This is a genomic window from Candidatus Goldiibacteriota bacterium HGW-Goldbacteria-1 (assembly GCA_002839855.1).
Classification (GTDB): domain Bacteria; phylum Oederibacteriota; class PGYV01; order PGYV01; family PGYV01; genus PGYV01.
In genome coordinates this window covers 122,220-142,135 of sequence record PGYV01000005.1, presented here as the reverse complement: position 1 = coordinate 142,135, position 19,916 = coordinate 122,220, and the positions used below count along the sequence as shown (strand labels likewise).

At 40.9% G+C, this 19,916-nt stretch carries 19 protein-coding genes; 17 read left to right on the top strand and 2 right to left on the bottom strand.

Features of this window, described 5'->3' with window-relative positions; translation table 11 throughout:
• Positions 1-338: 338 nt before the first annotated feature.
• On the bottom strand, positions 339-887 hold the full coding sequence (locus CVV21_06565) for an HNH endonuclease (protein ID PKL91683.1): 549 nt from the start codon (positions 885-887) through the stop codon (positions 339-341).
• Between the two features lie 206 nt (positions 888-1,093).
• Here CVV21_06565 and bamA point away from each other — a divergent pair, with 206 nt between their 5' ends.
• From bamA to CVV21_06505, 12 genes are all read left to right on the top strand, one after another.
• A complete protein-coding gene (gene bamA / locus CVV21_06560; protein PKL91682.1) occupies positions 1,094-3,580 on the top strand; it encodes an outer membrane protein assembly factor BamA in 2,487 nt (828 codons plus the stop codon).
• A gap of 69 nt (positions 3,581-3,649) precedes the next feature.
• On the top strand, positions 3,650-4,144 hold the full coding sequence (locus tag CVV21_06555; GenBank protein PKL91681.1) for a hypothetical protein: 495 nt from the start codon (positions 3,650-3,652) through the stop codon (positions 4,142-4,144).
• An 18-nt stretch (positions 4,145-4,162) separates the two neighbouring features.
• Positions 4,163-5,176, top strand: a complete 1,014-nt coding sequence (gene lpxD / locus CVV21_06550; protein PKL91680.1) for a UDP-3-O-(3-hydroxymyristoyl)glucosamine N-acyltransferase — start codon at positions 4,163-4,165, stop codon at positions 5,174-5,176.
• Positions 5,173-5,994: a UDP-3-O-[3-hydroxymyristoyl] N-acetylglucosamine deacetylase gene (gene lpxC / locus CVV21_06545; protein ID PKL91679.1), complete on the top strand. Its 822-nt coding sequence runs from the start codon at positions 5,173-5,175 to the stop codon at positions 5,992-5,994. The genes lpxD and lpxC overlap by 4 nt, the downstream gene beginning before the upstream one ends.
• Positions 5,995-6,013: 19 nt before the next feature.
• Complete coding sequence (fabZ, locus tag CVV21_06540) at positions 6,014-6,442, top strand: 3-hydroxyacyl-[acyl-carrier-protein] dehydratase FabZ (protein PKL91678.1); 429 nt, start codon at positions 6,014-6,016, stop codon at positions 6,440-6,442.
• A gap of 79 nt (positions 6,443-6,521) precedes the next feature.
• Entirely contained in the window at positions 6,522-7,289 is a 768-nt protein-coding gene (locus CVV21_06535; GenBank protein PKL91677.1) for an acyl-[acyl-carrier-protein]--UDP-N-acetylglucosamine O-acyltransferase, read from the top strand.
• Complete coding sequence (locus tag CVV21_06530; protein PKL91676.1) at positions 7,253-8,086, top strand: DUF1009 domain-containing protein; 834 nt, start codon at positions 7,253-7,255, stop codon at positions 8,084-8,086. The genes CVV21_06535 and CVV21_06530 overlap by 37 nt, the downstream gene beginning before the upstream one ends.
• A 4-nt stretch (positions 8,087-8,090) precedes the next feature.
• Complete coding sequence (locus CVV21_06525; protein PKL91675.1) at positions 8,091-9,194, top strand: aminotransferase DegT; 1,104 nt, start codon at positions 8,091-8,093, stop codon at positions 9,192-9,194.
• Between the two features lie 2 nt (positions 9,195-9,196).
• A complete protein-coding gene (gene smc / locus CVV21_06520) occupies positions 9,197-13,153 on the top strand; it encodes a chromosome segregation protein SMC (GenBank protein ID PKL91674.1) in 3,957 nt (1,318 codons plus the stop codon).
• Positions 13,150-14,016: a signal recognition particle-docking protein FtsY gene (locus CVV21_06515; protein PKL91673.1), complete on the top strand. Its 867-nt coding sequence runs from the start codon at positions 13,150-13,152 to the stop codon at positions 14,014-14,016. Before smc ends, CVV21_06515 begins: the two co-directional genes overlap by 4 nt.
• 14 nt (positions 14,017-14,030) lie before the next feature.
• Positions 14,031-15,746: a single-stranded-DNA-specific exonuclease RecJ gene (gene recJ / locus CVV21_06510; protein PKL91672.1), complete on the top strand. Its 1,716-nt coding sequence runs from the start codon at positions 14,031-14,033 to the stop codon at positions 15,744-15,746.
• A gap of 41 nt (positions 15,747-15,787) precedes the next feature.
• On the top strand, positions 15,788-16,093 hold the full coding sequence (locus CVV21_06505; protein PKL91671.1) for a hypothetical protein: 306 nt from the start codon (positions 15,788-15,790) through the stop codon (positions 16,091-16,093).
• 73 nt (positions 16,094-16,166) lie between these two features.
• On the opposite strand, the gene CVV21_06500 is transcribed toward CVV21_06505, so the two are convergent.
• Positions 16,167-16,826, bottom strand: a complete 660-nt coding sequence (locus CVV21_06500) for an endonuclease III (GenBank protein PKL91670.1) — start codon at positions 16,824-16,826, stop codon at positions 16,167-16,169.
• Positions 16,827-17,111: 285 nt separating this feature from the next.
• On the opposite strand from CVV21_06500, the gene CVV21_06495 reads away from it, so the two are divergent.
• From CVV21_06495 to CVV21_06475, 5 genes are read left to right on the top strand one after another with little or no spacing between them, the layout of a single operon-like run.
• Entirely contained in the window at positions 17,112-17,513 is a 402-nt protein-coding gene (locus CVV21_06495) for an S-adenosylmethionine decarboxylase proenzyme (protein ID PKL91669.1), read from the top strand.
• Positions 17,514-17,534: 21 nt separating this feature from the next.
• Positions 17,535-17,897 (top strand): RNA polymerase-binding protein DksA, encoded by a 363-nt coding sequence (locus tag CVV21_06490; protein ID PKL91668.1) that lies wholly within the window; start codon positions 17,535-17,537, stop codon positions 17,895-17,897.
• A gap of 30 nt (positions 17,898-17,927) precedes the next feature.
• Positions 17,928-18,884 carry a magnesium and cobalt transport protein CorA gene (corA, locus tag CVV21_06485; GenBank protein PKL91667.1) on the top strand — a complete coding sequence of 319 codons (957 nt, stop codon included), beginning with the start codon at positions 17,928-17,930 and terminating at the stop codon, positions 18,882-18,884.
• Positions 18,881-19,447 (top strand): 16S rRNA (guanine(966)-N(2))-methyltransferase RsmD, encoded by a 567-nt coding sequence (rsmD, locus tag CVV21_06480; protein PKL91666.1) that lies wholly within the window; start codon positions 18,881-18,883, stop codon positions 19,445-19,447. Before corA ends, rsmD begins: the two co-directional genes overlap by 4 nt.
• Positions 19,447-19,911 (top strand): hypothetical protein, encoded by a 465-nt coding sequence (locus CVV21_06475; GenBank protein PKL91665.1) that lies wholly within the window; start codon positions 19,447-19,449, stop codon positions 19,909-19,911. Before rsmD ends, CVV21_06475 begins: the two co-directional genes overlap by 1 nt.
• Positions 19,912-19,916 lie beyond the last annotated feature (5 nt).

Below are 19,916 nucleotides of genomic sequence, written 5' to 3'. Positions count from 1 at the left end.
TAGATTTTTCTTTACTGCCGACCTTTTGACCCTCTGACCCTCCAATTCTCTGTTTTACAGGGCTCGGGTATATTTTTTCAGGGCGCGCCGCAAATTGGTATTCTTGAAGGCAAAGAAACTTGAAATCAACAGGCAGTTAATTCATTGGCAATCGGGAACTCGCGTCACATCCAAATATGCCGCCGCGGCATTAAACAGCCCCCGCCGCGGACACAGTATGTTAACGCGGCACACCCTGAAAAAACACACCCAATCCCTGTAAGGCGTTAATCTAATTTTCGAATCTCGATAACCTTCTGTCCCTTTGTCCCTGCGTGCATCCGTCCCTCGCGCTTTCCTCACGCCTGCGCGGCTGCGAATTCTTCCTGTGGCTGCGCGCCGGAGTAAGCGTCAAAATATTTGCGCCATTTTTCAAGATTTCCCGGCGTGGATAGTTCGGTGTAAATAAGATAACGCGGCTCACAGGGGGATGAAAGCAGTTTCATTCCTGCCTCTTTGGGTATCTTATTGCTTTTTTTATTGTTGCAGGTGTGGCATGCGGTTATTACGTTTGTCCAGCTGTTTACCCCGCCGCGGCACCGTGGAAGAATATGGTCAAGGGTGGGTTTATTAATAGTTTTGCCGCAGTATTGGCAGGTGAAGTTATCCCTGATAAAGACGGCTTTCTTGGAGAATTTTGGTTTTTTATAAGGCCTTCTTACGAAATATTCTGTCTGGATTACCGAGGGCAGTTTAAGGCGGGCCCTGACGGTGGAAAAGACCTTATTGCTCTGCTCCACTACATGGGCTTTGTTGTTGAACAATAGTTTTAAAGCCCTGCGTCCTGACAGGACCGCAAGCGGTTCATAAGTGGCGTTTAACAGTAGTACCCTGTGTTCGGGTTCCATAGCATTTACCTCTTATCGGCAGGTGTTATTAACCTGGCTTGAAATTATTTTACTGCAAAAAAGAGCGCGAATCAAGAAAAATAGAGAGGTTTACACAGATAGAAAGTCAGCAGCGAAAAGGTATTTTTATTTTCGTTATTACTTATACTTAAACGGTTTTATGCCGGATTATTTATTCAATTATCAGACAACTATTTTACCGCGGCATGCGTCAAACTAACATTAAATTAACAACTTTATGGAGTTGCAAAAATATAGCCTTGTGTTATAATGGCTCTGTTTTATATAAAAATAGCGGAGGAATTATGTTAAACAAGACAAAAAAGGCGTTTTTAGCCCTGTTTTTAATCGTTTTTGCTTCATTGTGCGTTTACGCGGAAGATGAAATAATTGACGATGTAAGAATCCTGGGTATTGAAAAATCTGAAGAAAAAGATATGCTTGGAAAGATTTCTTATGGTCCGGGAATGGTATTTTCCACATATAAAACAAGGGAAGATATCAGAAATCTTTATAAAACAGGAAGGTTTGATAATGTTTCTGTTTTTACCCTGACGGAAGATGATAAAACAATACTGGTTTATGAACTTACAGAGAAGCCAAAAATTGAAAAAATAGTGATTTCCGGCAATAAAGGCGTTGGTGAAGGCGATATAAAGGGCAAATTCGAGATATCTGATGAAGATAAGCCCGCGGTACCGACCTCTGTTAAAGATGAAGACACAAAAACGGAAAAACCAAAGATAAAAGAAAATGAATTTTTTGACGAATTCATATTAAAAAAAGTAATTGTTCAGATAGAGAAAATGTACAAAGAAAAGAATTTCTATTACGCGACAGTATCGTATGAAGTATCTGAACCTGCCGCGGTTAATGAGAAAAATGGAAAGTTTGTACAGATCACCATTAAAGTAAATGAAGGCGATAAGGTAAAAGTAAAAAGTATAAAAGCCGCGGGTAATAATGTTTTCAGCGTGGATAAGATAAAAGGCTTAATGAAGACAAAAGAAGAAGGCTGGTTTGTAAGCGGTGTATTTGACGATGATCAGTTTATAGAGGATCTTAAAAGCATAATCCGCGCGTATTATCAGGAAGGTTATGTTAAGGCAAAGATAAACGGATATACGCTTGGGGAACTGGAAGGTAATAAAGCGGATATTGTTAAGAATTACGTCGTGTTTGACGTGCAGAATAATGCCATAAATATAGAGATTCCAATAACAGAAAACATGCAGTATAAAATTAAAGCAATTGAAATAGAAGGTAATGAATTATTTACCACTGAAGAGATAATGGATAAACTTGAAAGCAAGCAGGGAAGGTCTTTTGACAGAATTAAGTTTGAATCTGACCTTATGCTTATCCGCAGTATGTATTCCGAAAAGGGGCATATCTTTGCCCAGTTTAAAGACGCTTATATATATGATGATGACACAGGGGAAGTTGCAATAAAACTTTCCGCTGAAGAAGGGCCTGTTGCTTACATAAACCAGATTAAAGTGCGCGGTAATTATGTGACAAAAGATAAAGTAATAACCAGAGAACTTTTTGTAGAGGAAAATGAGCCGTTTGACAGCACCAAAATAAAAAAGTCACAGGAAGCTGTTTATAACCTTGGTTTCTTTGATAATGTTGTAATTGATACCGAACAGGTAAGCATGGATAAACTGAACCTTATATTTGAAGTTGTGGAAAGAAAGACAAATACAATAGGGCTTGGCGCCGGGTACAGCACGGTGGAAGGGCTTGTGGGTTACCTTCAGCTTACCAACGCGAATCTTTTCGGCGAAGCAAAAAGTTTCAGCGCTGATGTTCAGTTTGGTAATAAGAAGAAAAGCTGGCAGCTTGGCTATAAAGACCCGTGGTTCTTTGACACCCCGACTTCGTTTGGTGTGGATGTGTGGAATATCTTTAAAAATAAACTTTATAACAACCAGGGTTATGACCTTGATACGTACGGCCTGGATTTAAGTTTTGGAAGAAGGCTTAACAATAATAATAAAGTTTTTCTTACTTATAGATATCAGCAGGATACATATTCCGCGATAGATGATGCGTTGAAACCATATGTAAAAGAAGGCGGAAGCCAGGTTTCCAGTTTAACCCCGATGTATGTATTTGATGACAGGGATGATATTTTTGACCCTAACAGGGGCATATATAACACTATGTCGCTTCAGTTTGGCGGCGGCCTTTTGGGCGGCGATTATAATTACATTAAAGGTTTATGGGATTTCAGGTATTTTGTTCCTGTTTACTGGAAGTTTGTACTTGGTGTGCACGCGCGCATAGGCAACGGATGGGGTTATGGCTCCAGTTATGGTGACGCGGCAATGCCCCCTACTGAAAAATTCTACGCGGGCGGCACAGATACAGTTCGCGGATATGACGAAAGGGCGCTTGGGCCGATTGCCGGCGGTAACTTTCTTGCGGTAACAAATGTGGAGCTTAAACTTAAACTTATAGACAGGATGCTTACTTTGGTATCTTTTTATGACAGCGGCAACTGCTGGGAAAATGCCAGGGATGTAGACTGGTCAAATCCTTATCTTTATCCGGGTTTTGGTTTTGGGATAAGGTTCACGGTGCCGGGCACTGTTATGCTTATAAGGCTTGACTGGGGCTACGCGCTTGACCCTAATTACCACGTGAACGGCGGAAAAATACACTTTAATATAGGCAATATATTTTAAATAAAACTTACAGGTATGAAACTGTATGTGATAAAGGAATAAAAAAATTTTTCAAATAGGAGGAAGGTTATGAAAAAGATTATGGTATTGGTAATGACTGCGATTTTTCTTTCCGTGACGGCAGGGGCGTTTGCTATGAATGTGGGTTATGTGGATATAGAAAAGGTGTTTAATCAGTATTCGGGGACAAAGAAAGCTAAAGAAAAACTTCAGGGCGAACTTGAAAAAGAACAGAAAAAAATAGAGGAAAAGAAAACAGAGATTTTAAAGCTTAAAGATGACCTTGAAAAAAAGGCTTCCGTTCTTGAAAAATCAAAAGTTGACGCGAAAAAAATGGAACTTCAGACTAAACTTGAAAAATTGCAGTCAGACGCAATGGAAATTCAGCAGAAACTTCTTGGCCAGGAAAAAGAAATGACAGCAAACATAATTGAAGAAATAAGGGCTATTGTAAAGAAAATTGCCGAAGAAAAAAAGTATGATATGGTATTTGAAAAGAACCTGCTGCTTTATGGCGGCGATGATATCACGGCCTTTGTTGTAAAGAAGATGAACGAACAATAAGATTTATTAAGGAGTATTATGGAAATCACAGCCGCAGAACTTGCGCAAAAGCTGGGCGGTTCCTTAAATGGTGATTCCGGAATAAAAGTTTCCGGCATCAATGAATTAAAGGGAGCAGGTCCCAAAGATGTAAGTTTTATACTGGGTAAAAAATACGCGGAAGAGGCTAAAACCTCTTCCGCGATAGTTATTTTATCTGACAGCGTTGATTCGTTGCCGGGAAAAGCCGTAATTAAAGTGGAAAACGCGAAGGTGGCATATGTTGCTGTCCTGAATATTTTTTATCCTGAACCTGAAAGAAAAGAGTTCAGGGGCACCTTTGTTTCTGTTTCAAAGTCTGCAGTTATTGGCAATAATACGGCCATTCATGATTTCGCGGTAATTGGCGAAGATAATCATATAGGAAATAATGTAATTATCGGTTCCTGTGTGGTGCTGGGTAAAAACGTAAAAATAGGAAATAATACTGTCATTGAACCGAACGTATCGGTCTATGATAATACCATAATCGGCGACAGTACAATAATACACGCCGGCACTACAATAGGCGGAGACGGTTTTGGCCTTATACCCGGCAAAGACGGAATTATAAAAGTGCCGCAGGTGGGTTTTGTAGAAATAGGCAGTTTTGCAGAGATTGGAAATAACTGCTGCATTGACAGGGGCGCTTTTGGCCCCACCAAAATCGGCAATATGGTTAAGCTGGATAATCTTGTTCATATCGCGCATAATGTAAAAATTTGTGACTGCACAATAATTGCGGCGCAGACAGGTGTCGCGGGCAGTACAAAAATTGGTTCCGGCTGCATAATAGGCGGGCAGGTGGGCGTCACGGACCATATAGAAGTGGGGAATTTTGTTCAGGTGGGCTCGCAGGCGGGGGTATCAAAAGATATAGAGGATAAAGCCGTAATAACAGGCACGCCCGCCAAACCTTTTATGGAAGAAAAGAAACAGCAGGCATATATAGGCAAATTAAAGGAATTATTTGACAGGGTGAAATTGCTGGAAGATAAAAGTACAAAAGAATGAAGCAGTTAACTTTAAAAGCGCCGTTTGAACTTGCCGGAAGGGGGCTTCACAAAGGAAGCCTTTCAAGGCTGGTCTTTCATCCTGCATCGGCAGGAAGCGGCATCACGGTAAAATGCGGCGGCAAAGAATTTAAACTTTCACCGAATCAGGTATGCGATACAAAACGCGGAACAACTGTAAAGTATAAAGGTATAAAGATACATACTGTGGAACACATGACGGCTGCTTTTAAAGGGCAGGGTATTGATAACGTTAGAATTGAATTTTTATCAGGCAACGAGCCTCCTATTTTTGACGGCAGCGCGGCAGAGTTTGTCAGCGCGATAAAAAAAGCCGGTGTTAAGATTTTGAAAGATGAAAGAAAAATGGTGACGGTTAAAAATCCTCTGACACTGGTACAGGACGGCAGCTATCTGACGGTTCTGCCGTATCAGGGGTTTAAAGTATATTATTTTTCTGATTTTTCAGGCAAAGGTATTCCGGCGATGGAATATTCCGCGGTTATAAAGACGGAAGTTTTTAATAAAGAAATAGCGCCTGCAAGGACTTTTGGATTTAAAAAAGAAATTGATCACCTTATTAAAGCGGGCCTGATAAAAGGCGCGGATTTAAACAGCGCAATACTGTTTGACGGCGCCAAACCGGTAAATACAAAGTTACGGTTTAAAGACGAAGTGCCGCGCCACAAACTGCTTGATGTAGTGGGTGATTTTGGACTGCTGGAAGGCGGGCTTAACATGCTTGTAATAGCCGTAAAAACAGGCCACAGGCATAATACAGAAATGGTTAAAAGAATAGCTAAAATATACTCTAACTAAAAACAGGAGGCAAAAGATTATGATGGACATAAAAGAAATTCAGAAATTAATACCTCACAGGTTTCCTATGCTGCTTGTGGACAGAATTATTGACATGGTGCCGGGCGAATCAATAACCGGAATCAAAAACGTAACAATGAACGAGTGGTTTTTTCAGGGCCATTATCCCGGCGAACCAATTATGCCGGGCGTGCTTATTGTGGAAGCCATGGCTCAGACAGGCGGAGTGCTCATGATGAAAATGCTTGAAGGCCAGCAGGGGAAATCAATATATTTTATGACAATAGATAACGTGAAATTCAGAAAGACAGTAGTTCCGGGGGATACCCTTAAATTTGAAGTTAAGATAGTTCAGTTCAAAGGCAAAATAGGAAAAATTCACGGAGAGGCTTTTGTTGACGGCAAGCTAGCGGCGGAAGCTGATATGATGGCGATGATTGCGGGTTAACGCAGGTATATTTATAAATAAGCGGAGCATTATAAGAAAATATTTTTTAAATTTATACTGTCGGGAAGGAAGCTGAAAAATGATACATACAAGCGCTATAGTTTCTAACAAGGCCAGGATAGGGGCAAATGTAAAGATTGGGCCGTTTGCCATTATTGATGATGATGTGGAAATAGGTGATTCGTGTGAAATTGGGCCCAAAGCACACATTGTAAACGGGGCAAGGCTTGGAAATAATAATTTTATCGGCGAAGGAACCATCATCAGCGATAATCCTCAGGATTTAAAGTATAAAGGCGAAAAAAGCCTGACGGTTATCGGAAATAACAATGTCATAAGGGAATACGTTACCGTTCATAAAGCGACAGCCGAAGGCAAAGAGACACGGATTGGAAATGACTGTTTTATTATGTCTATGGCGCATGTAGCCCACGATTGTAAAATAGGAAATAATGTAATAATTGTCAATTATGCCGGGCTTACAGGGCACGTGGAAGTGGGGGATTTTGCATTTGTCAGCGGCTTGACAGCCGTGCATCAGAACGTAAGGATAGGCGCGCATTCAATGGTAGGCGGCGGAGTAAGGGTGACAAAGGACGTTATGCCTTTTGTTATGGTTTCAGAGAGCCCCCTGCAGGTTTTTGGTTTAAATAAAGTGGGGTTAAAAAGGCGCGGTTTTACAAAACAGCAGCTGGAAGCTCTTGAAAGCGCGTATCACATTTTATTCAGGGAAAAAATGATGCTTGCCGAAGCTTTAAAAAAGATTGAAAGTGAAGTCCCGATGACGGCTGAAGTGAAGCTGTTTGTTGAATTCGCGCGCAATTCAAAAAGAGGCCTGACAAGGTGAGCGCAACCGGATTAATAGCGGGCGGAGGCAGCCTTCCGCTGCAATTTTTAAAAGGCGCCGCAGAGAAAAAAGAGAAAGTTATAACTTTTGGTATTGCCGGAGAAACAGGAAATACAATTAAAAAAACGGCAGAAGAATACGTGGAAGTTAACCTTACCGCCCTTTCTTCCATAATTAAAGAGTGTAAAGCCAGAGGGGTAAAGCAGGTGCTGTTTCTTGGATATGTAAGGCACACAAATCTTTTTAAAAACATTAAATTTGATTTAAAATCGCTTTCTATAATCGCCGGGCTTAAGGGTTTTACAGCCGTACAGATAATGGGCGGAATAATTAAACAGTTTGAAAAAGACGGCATAAAAGTGCTGCCTTCAACGCATCTGATGGAAAATTCGCTTGCAGGCAAGGGCAATATTTCATTGAAAAAACCTGATAAAAAACAGATGGCTGACATACAGTTTGGTTACAAAACTGCCAGAACAATAGCCGCAATGGACGCGGGGCAGACAGTGGTTATAAAAAAAGGCGGAATCATAGCGCTTGAAGCACAGGAAGGTACTGATAACTGCATTAAAAGGGGCGGCGGGATAGCCGGGCCCGGGTTTGTTGTGGTGAAAACCGCCAGGCCCAATCAGGACATGAGATACGACGTCCCTGTAATGGGATTAAAGACGCTTAAAGCAATCAAAGCGCTAAACGGCGCGGGAATTGCAGTGGAAGCCGGAAAGACATTTATACTTGAACCGGAAAAAGTTAAACTGTACGCAAAAAATAATGGTTTATTCATATACGGAGCGTGAAAAGATGATACCAATATCAAGGCCTAATATCGGAAAAGAAGAAAAAGACGCGGTAATGAAAGTGCTGGATTCCGGAATAATAGCATCGGGGCCAAAAGTAAAAGAATTTGAAAAAAACTTTGCCGAATACTGCGGCGTTAAGCACGCGGTTGCGGTATCAAACGGCACCTGCGCCATACACGCCGCGCTGCACGGATGCGGCATAAAAAAAGGCGATAAGGTCATTACCACGCCTTTCACATTTATAGCCACATCTAATTCAATTATACACGCGGGCGCACAGCCTGTTTTTGCCGATGTGGAAGAGGAAAGTTTTAATATCAGCCCTGACAAACTTGAGCAGGCGTTAAAGAAAGACATCTTTAAAAAGATAAAAGCCGTAATTCCCGTGCATCTTTACGGGCAGGTATGCCAGATGGATAAAATATCAGCCATAGCGCAGAAATACGGAATTAAAGTTATTGAAGACGCAGCGCAGGCTCATGGCGCAAAGTTTAACGGCAAAAAGGCCGGCGTGTTCGGCGATGCCGCAACTTTCAGCATGTATGCCACAAAGAATATGGCAACAGGTGAAGGCGGAATGGTAACAACAAATAATGATGAAATTGCGGAAAAAATAAGAATATTTATTAACCATGGGATGCCTAAAGTCTACTATCATACAGAAGTGGGCTACAATTACAGGACAACCGACATAGAAGCCGCGATAGGTATTGAGCAGTTAAAAAAACTTGACGGATTCAACGCGAAAAGAAAAGAAAACGCCCACAAAATGAACAAGCTTCTTGCCTTATATCCGTTTATTAAATGCCCGCAGCAGATGCCCGGCAGAGACCACATTTATCATCAGTACACAATCCGGGTTTCCGGCGGATTAAGGGACAAATTTCTGGAACACCTAAACGCGAAAGGCGTGGGTGCCAAGATTTTTTACCCCATTCCGCTGCACAAGCAGCCGGTTTACCTGAAACTTATCAAAAACAAACAGTCATTTCCGGTTACGGAAAAACTTGCATCAGAGGTCATAAGCCTTCCGGTGCATCCGCTTTTGACAGACGCGGATTTTTATGAAATTGAAACAGCTTTTAAAACATTTAACGGAGCGTAAAGGTGAAACTAAAAGAGCTTGAAATATTCGGTTTTAAATCATTCGCTGACCGCACCTATATCAGGTTTGACGAAGGAATAACAGTTGTAGTGGGGCCCAACGGTTCCGGTAAATCTAACATATTCGATTCCATAAGATGGGTGCTTGGGTCGCAGAGCGCTAAGAGCCTGCGCGGCAGTAAGATGGAAGATGTTATATTCATTGGTTCTGATGACAGAAAAACCCTTGGAATGGCGGAAGTTTCGCTTACATTTTTAAATAATGACCGGTCTTTAAATATAGATTATGAAGAGGTAAAAGTCACTCGCAGGCTGTACCGTTCGGGGGAAAGCGAATACTTCATTAATGACAACCCCGTAAGGTTAAAGGACATCCTTGAACTTTTCATGGATACAGGCGTGGGTATTGATTCATATTCCATTATAAGCCAGGGAGAAGTGGACAGGATTATAAATGCAAAACCTGTTGAAAGAAGGGAAATTTTTGAAGAGGCCGCGGGTATTACAAAATATATTAAAAAAAGGGATGAGGCCTTAAGAAAACTTGAAGCCACAGAGCAGAACATGCTCCGCATAAATGACATTCTTGTAGAGGTAAAAAGGCAGACGGCTTCCCTTGAACGGCAGGCTAAAAAAGCGGAGAAATACAAAGAAATAAAAGAAGAGTGGAGTTCCATAGCGGTAAGGCTTCTTACCAAAGAATTAAAAGACAGGACTTTGAAAAACAGGGAACTTGAAAGTGAAAACGGGGAAGTTGAAAGGCGCATAGAAGAAGAAAACACAAAACTTTCCACGCATGAAATGAAATTTGAAGAGATGAAGCTTCTCTCAATAGAGAGAGAGCGGGAAATAAACGAAAAAAAAGAAAAGTGGCTTATAAGGCAGCAGGAAATAAAAAGGCTGGAAGATAATTTAAAATTTCTTTCCCAGCGCCACGTGGAACTTTCACAGAGGATAGAAGAGTTAAGGGCCCAGAATGTGGAAAATGTGGGCAAAATAGAAGGTATTAAAGTTGAAATTAATGATAAAACACGCGTACTGTCTGAAATTACGGATAAAATAAATTTCAGGCAGGAAGCGTTAAATGTGCTGACTGCGGAATATGACGGGCTTGTATTGTCCTTTGAAGAAGCCCGCAGGTTAAAGGAACGCAACGCGCAGCTTGTACAGCAGAAGACTTTAGAATTAAACACAATGGTAAATAAAATTGTTGAAGCGGAATCTTCCCTTAGAAATATTGACGAGACCATAAAACGCCACGAAGATGAGAAAAAAGCTCTTGAAGACAGGGCGCGCGCCGTGAATGCCGAATTGTCAAGGCTGTCAGAGAACAGGGGTTTTAAAGAAGGGGAAATTAAGAAGATTAAAGACAGGGAAGAAGTTCTGATAAAAGAAAAAATATTAAAATCGGAATCGCTTGATATCGTTGATAACATTCTGAAAGAATTAAACCTGGGCATAAGCAGAATGGAATCAAGGCACAGTTTCTTAAGGCAGCTGCATGAAAGAATGGAAGGTTTTGGAGAAACGGTAAGAAAGGTTCTGACTGAATATAAGGATACCTTATCTGAAGATAAAAAAGAAGATATTGTTGATGTTGTTGCCAACCTGATAGCGGTTGAAAAACCTTATGAAGCGGCGGTTGAAAAAACACTGACAGGAATTCTTCAGACCGTGCTTGTAAGAAATGAAAGTGTAATTACGGATGTATTTAACAAATACAGGGAATCCAAGGGCGAAATAAGCCTTGTTAACGGCGGCGGCCTTAAGGTGGATACAGCCGCGGTTCTGGAGCGGTTTAAGGGGCTGGTAAGGCATCAGGATGTCCTGGCATATCTGCCGGATGTCATCACGGTTGAACCTAAAAATGAAGCTGTAAAACTGCTGTTCAGCAATATTTATACTGTTGAGAGCATTGAAAAGGCCGATGAAGTATTTGCGGCTTTTCCGGTTCCTGAAGAGTATTTTCTGCTGACCTTAAACGGAGAACTTATATCCAATTTCAGTGTTTATAAAAGGGGAGAATCAACCGCGGAGACAGGCGGAGGGTTCTTAAGCCGCGAAAGGGAAATAAATGAAATAAACAACGAAATTCTTATGGCAAGGGAAAAATACGCGTCCGTGGATGAAGAAAGGCAGATACAGGCAGCCAAACTTGCGGACATACAGGCGGAAATTGAAGACTTATCATCCACATATCATAACAGATACGTGGAAGTGGTAAAGGATGATGAAAGAATAAGGCAGAAGGAAGAGGATAAGGAAATTGTAGCGGTATCGCTGACTAAAGTGGACGAACAGAAAGTATTAAGCGAAACTGAAAAGAAACTGCTGCTTGATTCCACGTCTGCCATTAAGTCGGCAAAAGAGACAGTGGAATCGGGAATAACGTCGTTAAGGCAGGCCGTGGATAATTCCATTTCGGATATCGCGGCAAAAGAAGAAGAACTTAATGCCAGCAAGCACAACCTGGAAGAAAAACGCATGGAAATAATGAAGATAAAGAATGATTTTGAAGTTGAACAGAACAGCAAGGAAATGCTTTCAGGCAGGCTTGAAGAAATTCAGAAATATTATGAAAATACTGCCCATGAAATAGAAGAAATGAACGCGAAAGCGCAGAAAGCTGAAAGCGACAGGACGGAAAGCGAATTAAAGATAGAGGCGGATAAAAAGGCGCTTGGTTCTGATGAATCGGAATATACCGAAAGAAAAGTGTCTTATGACCGGTACAGGGGCGAAATGTCAGGCCTTGAAAGTTATATAAAAGAGATGGGAAAAGACAGGGATTCTTTAAGGCAGCGTCAGTATGACCTTAAAATAAAGATGAATGAAATAAGTTTAAATCTTGGGAATCTTCAGAATAAACTTGCGGAAGAGTTTAAAGTGCAGCCGGACGAGCAGACGATTATGGCTGTTGAAATACCGGACGAAGAGCACGAAGCAATTAAGTTAAGGGTGGAAGAATTAAAGGATAAAATGGATAAGATGGGCGTAATTAACCTTGTGGCAATTGAAGAGTACAATGAACTTACAAGCAGGCAGCAGTTTTTACAGGTTCAGTACGATGACCTTGCCAGCGGCAGGGAAAACCTTAAAAAGGTAATTAAAAAGACCAATGATGAATCCAAGCAGCTGTTTACAAAGGCGTTCAGCGAAGTCAGGGTTAAATTCGCGGAAGTCTTTACAAGAATGATGAACGGCGGCGAGGCAGACCTTGTCCTTGTGGATCAGGAAAACATACTTGAATCGGGTGTTGATATTATTGCAAAACCACCGGGGAAAAAGTCGCAGAACATAACTCTCTTATCCGGCGGAGAGAAGGCCATTACGGCGGTTTCGCTGCTGTTCGCGCTCTTTCTTACAAGGACAAGCCCGTTCTGTATTATGGATGAAGTTGACGCGGCCCTTGATGATATGAATATCGCAAGGTTCACAAACCTTATCAGAAGCTTCTCTGATATAACGCAGTTCCTTATTATATCCCACAACAAGATAACCATGGAAATAGCCAGGACCATATACGGCGTTTCTATGGAAAGCGCCGGTGTGTCAAAAATAATCTCCGTTAAACTTGAAGGCAAAGAAGGCGGAATTGACGCGAAAGCAGGGGCGGAATTAAGGGAAAAAGAAAAAGGCAAAGTTAGGACAAGGGCCAAATATAGAAAAGAAAGAATGCAGGGTTTTATAGATGTTGAAAAACTTGATTCTGAAACTTTAACTGAAAGAGCGGAAGAAAATGAAACGCAGCCTGAAGAAATCAGCGGACAGGAAACAGCTAAAGAGGATGAAGTGATAAGCGAACAGGAAGTTATCGATGAACAGGTAATAAATGAAGAAGAGGTAATTATAGAGGATCAGGAAGAAATTAAAGAGCAGCCTGAACAGGTTGAAACTTCTGTACAGGATGAGCATTCTGAAAAACCTGAAAATTCCGGCGAAACGGAAGACAATAAATGAACCTGAAGTTTTCCAAGCCGCGTTCATTTCTTGATAAGATAAAGAACTTCTTTACCGGTAATGACGTATCGGAATGCATTGAGGATATAGAGCAGTGCCTTATAGAAGCTGATATAGACCTTGCCATTGTGGAGCAGACTGTTGAAATGATAAAGAAGAACAGAATAAAGTCTTTTGAAGAAGCCAGGCTTTTTCTTAAGAAGGAATTTGCCCAGAAACTGGCAGATCCCGGCGGGCATCATGAAAAAACAGGCTTGCATGTAATAGTTCTGGTGGGGATTAACGGCGGGGGAAAGACAACAGCCGCTTCCAAACTGGCGCGTTATTACGGAGATAAAGGGAAAAAAGTTATGATGGTTGCCGCGGATACATTCAGGGCTGCCGCCATTGAACAGCTTGAAATGTGGGGGAAAAGGCTTGGTGTGCCGGTTATCAAAGGCGATGAAAACAGCGATCCCGCAGCTGTGGTATATGACGGTATCGCTGAAGCAAAAAAGACGGGTGTTGATGTCCTTCTGGTTGATACGGCGGGCAGGCTTCATACAAAGACAAATCTTATGCAGGAAATCACAAAAATAAAAAAAGTTATCCTGAAAGAAATTCCTGAAAACGCGCTGGATATATTTATAATAGTTGATGCCAATATAGGAAAGAACGCCTATATTCAGGCCAGGGAGTTTAATGAAGCGCTTAATCTTACCGGTGTGATACTGACCAAATTTGACAGTTCCGCAAAAGGCGGAAGCATAATACACATAAAAGCCGGCCTTGGAATCCCCGTCAAATTCCTGACTTTTGGCGAACAGATTGAAGATATAGAAGAGTTCAGCGCGCAGCGTTTTGTAAATGAAATGTTTGACTGAGAAGAGGCGATAAAATGAAATGGAATATACGGGATGTTGATGACAAAAACAAAGCGGCTGAAAATCTTAAACAAAAGCTTAACCTGCCGGATTATCTTGTAAAGATTTTCATAAACAGGGGCCTTGATACATTTGAGAAAGCAAGTGAAGTCTTTGGAATTGACAATATAAAACTAAATTCGCCGTATCTTTTTGAAGATATGAAAAAAGCTGTTGAAACGATAAAGAATTCCATGGCTAAAAAAGAACGCATAACAATATACGGCGATTACGACGTGGACGGGGTTACTTCCATAACCGTACTTTACACTTTTTTCAGGGACTATATGAAATATGAAAATGTATCTTACTATGTCCCTAACAGGCACGAAGAAGGTTACGGGCTTAACAGGGAAGCTTTAAATTCAATTATTGCGGGCGGCACCAAACTTATTATTACCGTGGACTGCGGCATCACTTCAAAAGACGATGTGGATTTCTGCGTGTCAAAAGGGGTAAAAGTTATAGTCACGGATCATCACAATCCGGATGCGGCAAATGTGCCATCCTCTGCGGCAGCTATAATAAACTCCAAATACTCTGATACTTATCCGGATAAAGACTTAAGCGGCGTAGGCACCGCGTATAAACTTTTGTGCGCTGTTGCCGAAGAGTTGAAAATTCCAATCAAGGATGATTTTCTTGACTTTGTGGCGCTTGGCACAATTGCGGATATAGTGCCCATGAGCAGGGAAAACAGGATAATAGTCAGAAGGGGTTTAAAGAAGATAGAGAACACCACAAATGAGGGTTTAAGGGCCTTAAAAGAGGCTGCAGGGCTTAAAAATGGCGCTCCTGTAACCGCTTATCACGTTGGTTTTGTCATAGGCCCAAGGATAAACGCGGCAGGAAGGATAGAGCACGCCAATAAAGCTGTTGAACTGTTTGTATCCGGCGACCTGGCTGCCATAGAAGATATTGCCATGGAACTGAATGCCACTAATGAAGAAAGAAAAAAGCTTATGAAAAAAATGGAAGAAGAAGCGGTGTCTAAAATCAAAGATTCGTTTGACCCGGATAAACACTTTGTAATTGTATTATATGACGGCAGCTGGAATACCGGTATTGTAGGGCTGGCAGCTTCAAAAATTGTGGCAAAGTTTAACAGGCCGGCTTTTATACTTACTGATGATTCCGACGGCCTGGCACACGGAAGCGCCAGAAGCGTTCCCGCGGTTGATATTTATGCGGCTCTGAAAAATGTGGAAAGTCATCTGGTGCGCTATGGCGGTCACAGGCTGGCAGCCGGCGTATCCCTTAAAAAAGAGAAGATAGATGATTTCAGGGAGGCCTTAAATACTTATATAAAGTCAAATTATTCAGGTGCTGACTTTGTTCCTGTTTTGAATGTCGACGCCGTGGTAAAAGAGATAATTAATATTCAGGACATTAAAATTATGGACAAACTGGAACCATGGGGCGAAGGCAATCCAAGGCCTGTCCTGGTTGCAAGGGATGTAATGGTGGCGGACGTCAAGATGCTTAAAAACAACACGATGAAATTTTACGGCAAACACATGGGCAAAGTTTACAATTTTATACTGTTTGGCCATACAGAAAGCCATGCTAAGGATATAAAGAAAGGCGAAATTTTAGATGTGGCTTTTTATCCGTCTATTAATACCTGGAATGATGAAGAGTCAGTATCGCTTGAAGTGAAAGATGTAAAACTTTCAAGCGCGGCGCTGTAAAAAAATCCGCGCACAATTAATAATTTTATGGGAGGAATAAAATGAAAAAGGTTTATCTGGCTGTGATGTTTTTATTTTCGGCTTCAATTCTGCTTGGCGCAAAAACGGCAATACCGGAATATCCTCAGGAAGGTCAGCAGGGAAGGTATTCCTGTTTTGTTACACAGAATCAAAGCGGCACTAACAGGCAGGTTATTGTATTTGATTCAACAGACGGCAGTTTTGACGTCTATGAACTGGACAATAAAGGGCTTGACCGAAAAACAAACACGGAATATTATCCGTGTTTTCATTTTGATAACCAGAACAAGACCCGTTCTGTCCGCATGGTAAAAGACGCGGATTAATAGCGGTAAAAACGATACGTTTTTTGGCGCAAACAATAAGAAATCCGGCTTTAATGCAGCCAAATAAGCCGGTTTATCTGCTTTTTTTAACACCTATGCGCGGACAATAAGAGAATAAAAGGCATCCGGAGCATTTGGGAGAGACGGATAAACATATATTCTGCCCGTATAATACAAGCCAGTAATTTATTTTTATCCAGTATTTTTTGGGAAGAATTTTCCTTAATTTCATCTCTGTTTCATCCGCGTTTTTTGTTTTAACATAACCCCATCTGTTGCATATTTTATGAACATGCGTGTCAACACAGATGCCGGGTTTCTTAAAGGCGACGGTTACAACCAAATTGGCTGTTTTGCGCCCCACCCCGGGCAGGGTAAGAAGTTCTTCAATTGTATCCGGAACTTGGCCCTTATATTTTTCAATAATAAGTTTTGTAATCTGCGAAACGCTTTTTGCTTTTTGGCGGTAGAATCCGGTGCTGTATAACATTTTTTCAAGTTGTGCCTGCGGGATTTTTAAAATATCTTCAGGCCTGGGCGCGAAATTATAAAGCCGCCTTGCCACAACTGCCGTGGTTTCATCTTTGGAACGCAGGCTTAATATGCAGGGGATAAGAACCCAAAAGGGGTCTTTTATTTCGTCGTTAAATCTTTCCAGCACAGGCGCTTTGTATTTTTTTACACTCTCTTTTACAAGTCCTATCACACGTTCTATGTTGCTGTTATTTACCATTTAAGCTCCAATATAAGCGAATTTATGGCTTATTTGTGTTTAATTATATCATTTTACAACAAAAAAAACGTTTCTGTTTTATCTTATATTTTTAAAGCTTTTTCTTTGGCTGTTTCGGTATAAAACAAATTAAATAATTCTTGACAAATACCTGTAATAAATATATAAATAAGATTACTTTTCAGGGAAAAAACCCGAAAAGACGGCAGAGAAAAGGGCAGCGTAACACTTGCCCCATCTCTTCTTATAATTAATACAGATTATACGAAGGTGGTGGGAACTAAATTGAAAAGTCTTGGCAGGCACATTCTTGTAGAGTTTTACGGTTGTAGCAGGGAAAAGTTAAATGACCTTAAGTTTGTAGAGGAAAAGATGATTGGCGCCGCGGAATATGCCAAGGCAACAGTTGTTGACTATGTGTTCCATAAATTTGCCCCGCACGGTATTAGCGGTGTTGTGGTAATTTCGGAATCGCATCTGGCCATTCATACCTGGCCGGAATACGGTTATGCCGCAGTAGACCTTTTTACCTGCGGGGAAAGCGTTGATCCATGGGACGCATTCTTCTATTTAAGCAGGGAGTTGGAAGCTGAATCGAACACCACTATGGAGCTTAAAAGAGGGCTTCTTGACATACCAAACTTAAGGCACAAGGCTGACAATGAAGAAAAAGCCTTCAGTTCCTGAAAAAAACACAGGAGAATTATCGTGGACGCAAAAAAGAAGAAAGAAATAAAGGTCATACTGCAGAAAATGAAAGAACAGAAGCTCGCTGAAATCAAGCAGAATAATGACGATCTTGCAAGCGTTGAAAATTTCAAGGACGATGCTCAGGATTTTGCGGACACAGCTACTAATATCTATGATAAGGAACTTCACTATGACCTTACGGAAAAAAATAAAAAACAGCTTATGGATATAGAAGAAGCGCTGGAAAGAATTGATAAAGGCAATTATGGCGCGTGCGACAGCTGCGGCACGGAAATTTCATTTGAAAGGTTAAAAGCGCTTCCTTTTGCAAAGACCTGTATGAAGTGCCTGAACGGGAAAAAAGGAAAAGGCAGGAAATAAAGACGGGATAAAAAAAGCGGGGGTTTTAAATTGTTCAGAGGGTTTGTATTTACAGCGGATAGTGTAATAGAGAAAAACGACCCTACTGAAGTTGTAAAAGACATTAAGAATTCAAGGGCCAGGACCTGGATTGACCTTGAAGATCCCACCGAACAGGAAATAGATTTTTTAATTCAGGAATTTGATTTTCATCCGCTTTCCATTGAAGACGCGATGATTCAGAAAGACCATCCAAAACTTGAAGAATTTGACGATTATGCTTTTGCTATTTTCTATGCCGCAAGATTATCTGACGGTGAAATCAAGGAAGATCAGCTTAATATCTTTATGGGTAAAAACTACATTGTAACCATTCATGAAGAAAAAATAAGGGCGGTAGAAAGGGTTATCGCCAGGGCAAGAAGCAGGGCTAAAAACGGCTTTCATCAGGGAGTTGATTTAATTTTTCACGCGCTGGCGGATAATACGATAGATGAATACTTTCCCATAATAGAAAAAATAGAAGACAGGCTTGATGAATTTGAAGATGTCGTTCTGGAAGAAAGAAAACTTGAAATTATAGATGAAATAATAACACAGAAAAGAAACATTCTTACATTAAGAAAATTAATAACCGCTGAAAGGGGTATTTTTACAAGGCTTCTAAAAGGGGAAATAAGATACATCCGTGAATCCACGCAGGTGTATTTCAGGGATATCTTTGACCATCTGTCAGAAATGAATGCGACGCTTGAAAACTTAAGGGATTTGATACCGTCTTTGATGGACGCGTATAACAGTTTAATGAATAAAAAAACCAACGATGCCATTCACGGGTTAACTGTAGCCGCTACAATTGCTATACCGCTGACCGTGCTTACCAGTTATTACGGAATGAATATATACCTTCCGTTTGCGGATAAAGGAATATTGGGCTGGCTTTTTGTCAACGGCGTGCTGATATTGTCGGGAATAATCACTTATCTTTTCCTAAGAAAACTAAAATGAAAATTATAAGCGGAAAGTATTCAGGGATACCGCTTAAAGCGCCTAAAGGAAAAAACACAAGGCCCACTTCCGCAAAAACCAGGGAATCTGTTTTTAATATCATAAGGACAGCTTTGCCCGAAGCGGTGTGCGTTGATTGTTACGCGGGGACAGGTGCCATGGGGTTTGAAGCGATAAGTAATGGGGCAAAAAAAGCTTATTTTATTGATGTGGATACCGCGAAAATCATAAAAGAGAACGCGGATAAACTGAAACTTGAACCGTTAAAATATGAAATGATAAGCAGTGATTTCAGGCCCGCGTTTAACCTGCTTGCGAAAAAAGGGGTTAAAGCTGATATTGTTTTTTCTGACCCGCCATATAACAGGGGCATTGCTGAAATGTTCTTGAAAATACTTAAGATAAGCGGTATATTAAAAGCCGAATCTATAACGGTTCTGGAAATTCACAGGGATGAATATAAAGAAATAGCCGGTACGCTTGAAGAATGGCAGGTATTCAAAGAAAAGGAATACGGTGAAACCAGAATGCTTTTTTTAAAATTAATTACGGAGGTTAAGTAATGGTTAAAACCGAAGAGTTAAAGAAAATGGCTTTTTTTAAACCTTTTACAGAACAGGAAATTAAGGTGTTTTCTGAAAGGCTAATTATTGAAGAGTTTGAATCAGGGTTTGATGTGTTTCATGAAAATCAAATAGGTGATGATTCCATGTTTATTATAATTGAAGGGGCTATAAAGATAACAAAAAAACAGAAGGGCTCAGAAAAGGTGATTGCCAATATAAAAGAAGGCGAATTCTTTGGGGAAATGTCAATGCTTTATCCGGCGCCCAGGTCCGCTTCAGCCGTGACAATAAAGCCGTCAAAAATGATCCGTTTTTCCGACAGGGATTATAATTCGTTTAAAAAAGACCATCCTTCAATAGTTGTTAAACTCAATGAAATTTTCATAAAGGTCCTTGTACAAAGGTTAAGGGATGCTGACAAAAGGCTTGTAAAGGAAGGTTTTGGAATTGGCGCAATCTAAATTTG